The organism is Pseudomonas sp. 05N434, assembly GCF_056396965.1.
This window is the reverse complement of sequence record NZ_JBFTMK010000291.1, coordinates 1-6,344: the sequence shown is the minus strand read 5'-3', so window position 1 is coordinate 6,344 and position 6,344 is coordinate 1. Positions and strand designations below refer to the sequence as shown.

Here is a 6,344-nt window from a genome sequence, read left to right as displayed (position 1 = left end):
GTGCAGACCTGTATCCGTTTTGTGCAAGGGGCGGTCGGTTGTTGATGATTGCCAATGTGGCGAGGGAGCTTGCTCCCGCTGGGCTGCGAAGCGGCCCCCGGCATTCTGTCAGGCACACCGCGTCGGCAGGATTTACGACTGCTGCGCAGCCGAACGGGGGCAAGCCCCCTCGCCACAAGCAAGCCCCCTCGCCACAGGTTATTCGTCAAACGTCTTGGCAATCAATGACGGCGCTTGAGGGTGTCGGAAGGCAATTCGCCGAACTGTTTGCGGTAGCTGTCGGAGAACCGGCCCAGGTGCAGGAAGCCGTAATCMATGGCCACCTCCGTGACATTGCGCACGTTGCAGGTCGGGTCGCTCAGGTTGGCGTGAATACGCTCGAGCTTCTTCTGCCGGATGTAGTTTTTCGGCGTGTCCCCCGCATTGCGTTCGAACAGCCCATACAGCGAACGCAGGCTCATCCGCGCCTGGCGCGCCAGTTCTTCGCTGTCGATGTCTTGCTTGAGGTTACAGGCGATGTAATCGACCAGCGCCTCGAACGTGGCCGAGGCTGAGCCGGGATCGGTGCGCATGACGTTGGTTTTCATCAGGCCCAGCATCTTGCTGACCACGATTTGCGCATAGTGCTCCTGCACGCGAGGAATCGGCTCGGAAGCCTCAGCTTCCTGGCAAATCATCGCCAGCAGACCGACGAAACCTTCCAGTTGATTGAGCTGATAACGGTTTTCCAGAAACCGCACGCCCTGCCCCGGATACCGCCAGCGCTGCTCCTCGCACACCGACTCCAACAGCCGGGTGGGGACTTTCAGGATGAATTTTTCGCAATCACTGGAATAGGTCAGATCCACCGGATCGTCCGGGTTGATCAGCAGCAACTCCCCGGGCGCGAAGTAATGTTCCTGACCGTGGCCACGCCACAGGCAATTGCCGCGCAACAGCACTTGCAAGTGATAGATGCTGTCCAGCGCGCCAGAGGTAACCCGCACGCTGGCGCCATAACTGATGCGGCACAGATCAAGGCTGGCAAACTTGCGATGATCGAGGCTGGCCAGCGGCCGGCCGGCCCTGGGCATCTGCAGGCAATGGTTGCCGACATGCTGATTGACGTAGCCCGACACCGCATACGGGTCGGCATGGTCGAAGATTCTGCTGCGATGACTCAACAATTGCGCTTGCATCATCGGTTCACTCTCATTGTTGTTATCGGTGGCGCCGCCATTCTAGGGTACTGCCCGAAACACAGAAGGCCACGAGATAAACGGTCGGTTATCTCGCGGCCCGGTTCGGCGGGTCGAGGGCATCAGTCCTCGAGTGCGCGGACCCGCTCGTGACGTTGCTGCTCCTCAGGCTGGGCGGACGACTGCAAGGTGAAATCGAAATCGATTTCGGCAAAACGACCGCTCACACCATGGGCCGCCGCACGCTGCGGATCGTCGCTGAAAGTGATCTTGGCGATTAGTTCGTCACGGGTGGCGTAGGCGAAATCGTCATGCAGGTACTGATCGCCATCGAGGTTGATCTGGGTGGTCAGGTGACGATGATCCGGTGCCGAAATAAAGAAGTGAATGTGCGCCGGCCGCTGGCCATGACGGCCCAGTTGATTGAGCAGTTGCTGGGTCGGACCATCCGGCGGGCAGCCGTAGCCCGACGGCACGATGCTACGGAAGCGATAACGGCCCTCGGCATCGGTGACGATCCGGCGACGCAGGTTGAACTCGGACTGGGTGGTGTCGAAGTACGAATAGGTGCCGCCGGTGTTGGCGTGCCAGACATCCACCACCGCCCCGGCCAGCGGTTCGCCAGCGGTATTGAACACCCGGCCCTGCATGAACAGAGTCACACCCGGATCGACGCCGTCATCGAGACGCGCTTCGCCTTGCGACAGCGGTGCACCCGCCACATACAGCGGCCCCTCGATGGTCCGCGGGGTGCCGCCGGATTTGCCGGCCTGCTCGTCTTCGGCATCCATCAACAGGTCGAGGTAATGCTCAAGACCGAGCCCGGCAACCAACAGACCGGCCTCCTGCCGCGCGCCCAGCACGTTGAGGTAATTGACGGCTTTCCAGAATTCTTCCGGGGTCACGGCCAGGTCTTCGATGATGTTCACCGAATCACGCAGGATGCGGTAAACCAGCGCTTTGACCCGCGGATCGCCGGCCTCGTTGAGCAGGCCGCTGGCTTCTTCGAGAAACTTCTGGACACTGGCGGTGTGGGAAATCTTGACGTTCATGGTGGATCCTCATCTTGTAATTATTAGCGTAGCGAACTGAACAGGCTGGGTTCAGCGGTCATCCTCGCGAATGGAAGAAGGATGCCGGCACAGCGCGTTGACCTCGATGGCCATGTACGGGTACAGCGGCAATTGCATCAGTAGGTCGTGCAGTTCCTGAACGCTGTCGACATCGAACACGCTGTAATTGGCATAGAGCCCGGCGATGCGCCACAGATGACGCCACTTGCCTTGCTCTTGCAGGCGCTGGGCCAGGGCTTTCTCGTCTGCCTTGAGCTGAGCGGCGCGCTCCGGGTTCATGTCGACCGGTAAATTCACGGTCATTTTTACGTGAAACAGCATGATGCCCTCCTCAGGCTTGATGAACGACAGTGGAACTTTTGTCCCGACGGAAAAACGCCAGGCGTTCTTCATCCAGGGTCAGGCCCAGCCCCGGTGTTGACGGGACGTGCAGTTGGAAATCGCGGTAGACCAAGGGCTCGCTGAGGATGTCTTCGGTCAGCAGCAGCGGGCCGAACAATTCGGTATCCCAGCTCAAGGTATTCAGTGTGACAAAGGCATGGGCCGAGGCCAGCGTGCCGATTCCGCCTTCGAGCATGGTGCCGCCGTACAGGCCGATACCGGCCGCCTCGGCAATCGCGGCGGTTCGCAGCACGGCGCGCGGGCCGCCGTTCTTGGCGATTTTCAGAGCGAACACCGAAGCGGCGCCTTCCCGTGCCAGGTTAAAGGCATCTTCCACGCATTCGATGGATTCATCGGCCATGATCGGCGCCGGGCTCATGGCATTCAGGCGCACCATCCCGGCGCGGTTATTGCGCGAGATCGGTTGTTCGATCAGGTCGATGCCGTTGGTGCCGAGGATCCGGCAGGCCCGCAGAGCGACTGCTTCGTCCCAGGCCTGATTGACATCGACCCGCACGCTGGCGCGATCGCCCAAGGCCTTTTTGATCGCAATAACGTGAGCCAGGTCGCGGTTGACCTCTCCGGCGCCGATTTTCAGCTTGAAGATCCGGTGGCGGCGCAGGTCGAGCATTTTTTCCGCTTCGGCAATGTCCTTGGCGGTGTCGCCGCTGGCCAGGGTCCAGGCCACCGGCAATGCATCGCGAACCCGTCCGCCCAACAGTTCACTGACCGACAGGCCAAGGCGCTTGCCCTGGGCGTCGAGCAAGGCGCTTTCGATACCCGATTTGGCGAAGGTGTTGCCACGAATGCTGCGCTCCAGGCGCAACATCGCGGCATTCACATTGCCGCTGTCCTGGCTGATCAGCAGTGGCGCGAAGTGTTTGTCGATGTTGGTCTTGATGCTGTCCGGGCTTTCGTTGCCGTAGGCCAGGCCGCCGATGGTGGTCGACTCACCGATACCCTCAATGCCATCGGCACAGCGCACCCGAATGATCACCAGGGTCTGGTTCTGCATGGTGTGCATCGCCAGCTTGTGTGGGCGAATGGTCGGCAGATCGACGATGATCGTCTCGATCGATTCAATGGCTGTTGCAAGCATGTCGCGATACCCGTCAGGTTCTTAAAGTTCTGGAACCGATTCTGGTACGGCTTTTTTCGGGAAGCCAATATAGAATTGGTCTGACTCGATACCTTAAAGGTATTTAACAGATCGACGTCCGGAGGCCCCATGGAACTGCGTCACCTGCGATATTTTCAGGTGCTGGCTCAAACCCTCAACTTCACCCGCGCCGCCGAACTGCTGCACATCGCCCAACCGCCGCTGAGCCGGCAGATCCAGCAGCTGGAAGACGAACTCGGGGTACTGCTGCTGGAGCGCGGCCGACCGTTGAAGCTGACCGACGCCGGGCGTTTTTTCCATGAACACTCCACCGCCCTGCTCGAACAACTGGGCAAGGTCTGCGACAACACGCGGCGGATCGGCCTGGGCGAAAAGACCTGGCTGGGCATCGGCTTTGCGCCCTCGACCCTCTATGGCGTGCTGCCGGAACTGATTCGCCGGTTGCGCAGCGGCGAGCCTCTGGCGCTGGAATTGGGGCTCTCGGAAATGACCACGTTGCAACAGGTGCAGGCGCTCAAGGCCGGGCGTATCGATATCGGCTTCGGGCGCATCCGCATCGACGACCCGGCCATCCTGCAGACCGTGCTCACCGAAGACCGACTGGTGGCCGCCCTCCCCGCCGGCCACCCGCTCCTCGCCAGGCCCATCAGCCTTCGGGAACTGGCCAAGGAACCCTTTGTGCTCTATCCCGGCAACCCGCGCCCGAGTTACGCCGACCACGTGATCGCATTGTTCGAAGCCAGTGGCGTGCACATCAAGGTGGCGCAATGGACCAACGAGCTGCAAACGGCGATTGGTCTGGTGGGGGCGGGAATCGGGGTGACGCTGGTACCGGCCTCGGTGCAGTTGCTGCACCGCGACGACATTGGCTTCACTCCGGTGCTGGAAGACAACGCGATCTCGCCGATTATTCTCAGCAGGCGCGTGGGCGATGTGTCGCCGGGGTTGAATCATTGCTTGCAGATGATCGATGAACTGCTGCCGCGCGACAGTTGAGCCGTAAATGCAATCCGTAGCAGCTGTCGAGCCCCAGCGAGGCTGCGTAGCGGTCGTGAATCCGGCTAATGCGGTCTGCCTGATGTATCGCGATCTCCGATTTTACGACTGCTACGCAGCCGAACGCAGCCTTCGGCAGCTGCTACAAGAAGTCGCGGTTAGGCCACGACACCGGCGAACGCTCGGCGACCGGCACGCATTTCTGTACGAAGTTCGCCAATCAGGTTGGAAATATCGCGAACACTGATCAGTTTGTCGGGGGATACGCCGGTGATCAACAACTCAATCCGCCCGGTGCTCTGATCGAAAACCTTGATCCGCAAGGTTTCATCATGGTTCACGGTGCATTCGCAGGAGAGCGGCTTGAAACCGGACTCGACAATCTGGCAAAGCTGCTCAATTGAAACCATGACAGACGCCCCTCCATGGACGGTTTTCCGATTGGATCCACTGAGATTAGTCCAGCTTGCGCAATGCGCCAGCGGGTTCAGTGAGCATCCCCATCCCATATCCAATTCCAGATCCCCGGCAAACGAACAGGCTCGGAACTCTGCTTGACGGTGCGCGCCATGGCCGCCCGCTGTAGCGCTGCCGTGTCGTCGTAAAACGGTTTCTGCGCCGTGGCCAGACCGGTGGCGTTGGCACTGTCGAGGAGGATTTGCAGGTATTCGCGGGCATGCCGGGCGGTGTAGCGGTTGAGGTCGTGAAAGGTCACCACCACCGGGATCACCCCGTCCACCGTCGGCAACTCGCCAAGGGCGATGCGCTCGCGCACTTCCGACAGCTGCCGCAACATATTGGCCCGCCGCCGAGGGCTGGCGTTGAAGCCCCAGATCTTGCCGTCATTGGCGCTCAGGTCGGTCAGCAGTACATGCATGCCATGCTGTTGGTAGGCGGCGAAGGTGCGTTTGTCGTAGTTCCAGAACGGCGGACGCACCAGGTTCGGTGGAGTGCCAGTGATCGCGGCGATGTCTGCGCTGCCGTTGGTCAGCGACTGTTCCAGTTGTTCCGGCTCCAGGGAGCGATGGTTGGTGTGGTGGGGAGTGGCCGTGTGAAAGCCCAACAGGTGACCTTCGGCCTGTTCGCGCCGCATGAGTTGGCGCCCCACGTCACTGCCGCCGGCGCCCGAGGCTCGGGTCTGCACGAAGAACACGGCTTTGATGTCCGGTTGCAGCGGATTGTGCGCCAGGCTGTCGAGTACAGTGGCGGTCGGGTTGTAAAAACCGGACGCGCTGGGCCCGTCGTCGAAGGTCAGCAGAAAGCGGATCGGCGCCTGCGCTTGCAGACGCTGTTGCGTCTGCGGCGTCATCTCAATGGGCGCGGCGATGCAGCCAAACAGGCCGACGGCGATGGCGAATACGGATAGAACCTTGATCAACTGCTTCATGTTTTGCCTTGGGCCAGACCTTGCGACCGTCACGTTTAATGGCAAAAACCCCTCGCCCATTCATCCTTCGACCGGCCCGCCAATCGCTGCGAGCCGAGGTTGGATAAGGGTACACAGTGTTTGGTTCCAGCGCCTGCTCCCCAGGTGATTGCATTTCAAGCTACAAGAACTAAAAAGCCCCGCCATCAATTGGCGGGGCTTTGGGGATG

7 protein-coding genes are annotated in these 6,344 nt (G+C 60.6%); 1 reads left to right on the top strand and 6 read right to left on the bottom strand.

Annotated features, from left to right (window positions below; translation table 11 throughout):
- Nucleotides 1-221 precede the first annotated feature (221 nt).
- The 4 genes from AC1DLB_RS18235 to AC1DLB_RS18220 form a co-directional block, all read right to left on the bottom strand.
- Nucleotides 222-1,181 (bottom strand): AraC family transcriptional regulator, encoded by a 960-nt coding sequence (locus tag AC1DLB_RS18235; RefSeq protein WP_477785394.1) that lies wholly within the window; start codon nucleotides 1,179-1,181, stop codon nucleotides 222-224.
- A gap of 119 nt (nucleotides 1,182-1,300) precedes the next feature.
- On the bottom strand, nucleotides 1,301-2,230 hold the full coding sequence (catA, locus tag AC1DLB_RS18230; protein WP_018927994.1) for a catechol 1,2-dioxygenase: 930 nt from the start codon (nucleotides 2,228-2,230) through the stop codon (nucleotides 1,301-1,303).
- A gap of 51 nt (nucleotides 2,231-2,281) precedes the next feature.
- Entirely contained in the window at nucleotides 2,282-2,572 is a 291-nt protein-coding gene (catC, locus tag AC1DLB_RS18225; RefSeq protein ID WP_007936026.1) for a muconolactone Delta-isomerase, read from the bottom strand.
- Between the two features lie 10 nt (nucleotides 2,573-2,582).
- Nucleotides 2,583-3,731 carry a muconate cycloisomerase family protein gene (locus AC1DLB_RS18220; protein WP_064617049.1) on the bottom strand — a complete coding sequence of 383 codons (1,149 nt, stop codon included), beginning with the start codon at nucleotides 3,729-3,731 and terminating at the stop codon, nucleotides 2,583-2,585.
- 129 nt (nucleotides 3,732-3,860) lie between these two features.
- Between AC1DLB_RS18220 and AC1DLB_RS18215 the strand changes: the two genes are divergently transcribed.
- Entirely contained in the window at nucleotides 3,861-4,748 is an 888-nt protein-coding gene (locus AC1DLB_RS18215; protein WP_111453841.1) for a LysR family transcriptional regulator, read from the top strand.
- Between the two features lie 158 nt (nucleotides 4,749-4,906).
- Here AC1DLB_RS18215 and AC1DLB_RS18210 read toward each other — a convergent pair whose 3' ends face one another.
- Together AC1DLB_RS18210 and AC1DLB_RS18205 are read right to left on the bottom strand one after the other, a co-directional pair.
- Nucleotides 4,907-5,158, bottom strand: coding sequence for a DUF1652 domain-containing protein (locus AC1DLB_RS18210; RefSeq protein WP_018927997.1), 252 nt, complete (start codon nucleotides 5,156-5,158; stop codon nucleotides 4,907-4,909).
- A gap of 77 nt (nucleotides 5,159-5,235) precedes the next feature.
- A complete protein-coding gene (locus tag AC1DLB_RS18205) occupies nucleotides 5,236-6,135 on the bottom strand; it encodes a polysaccharide deacetylase family protein (protein ID WP_477745582.1) in 900 nt (299 codons plus the stop codon).
- Nucleotides 6,136-6,344 lie beyond the last annotated feature (209 nt).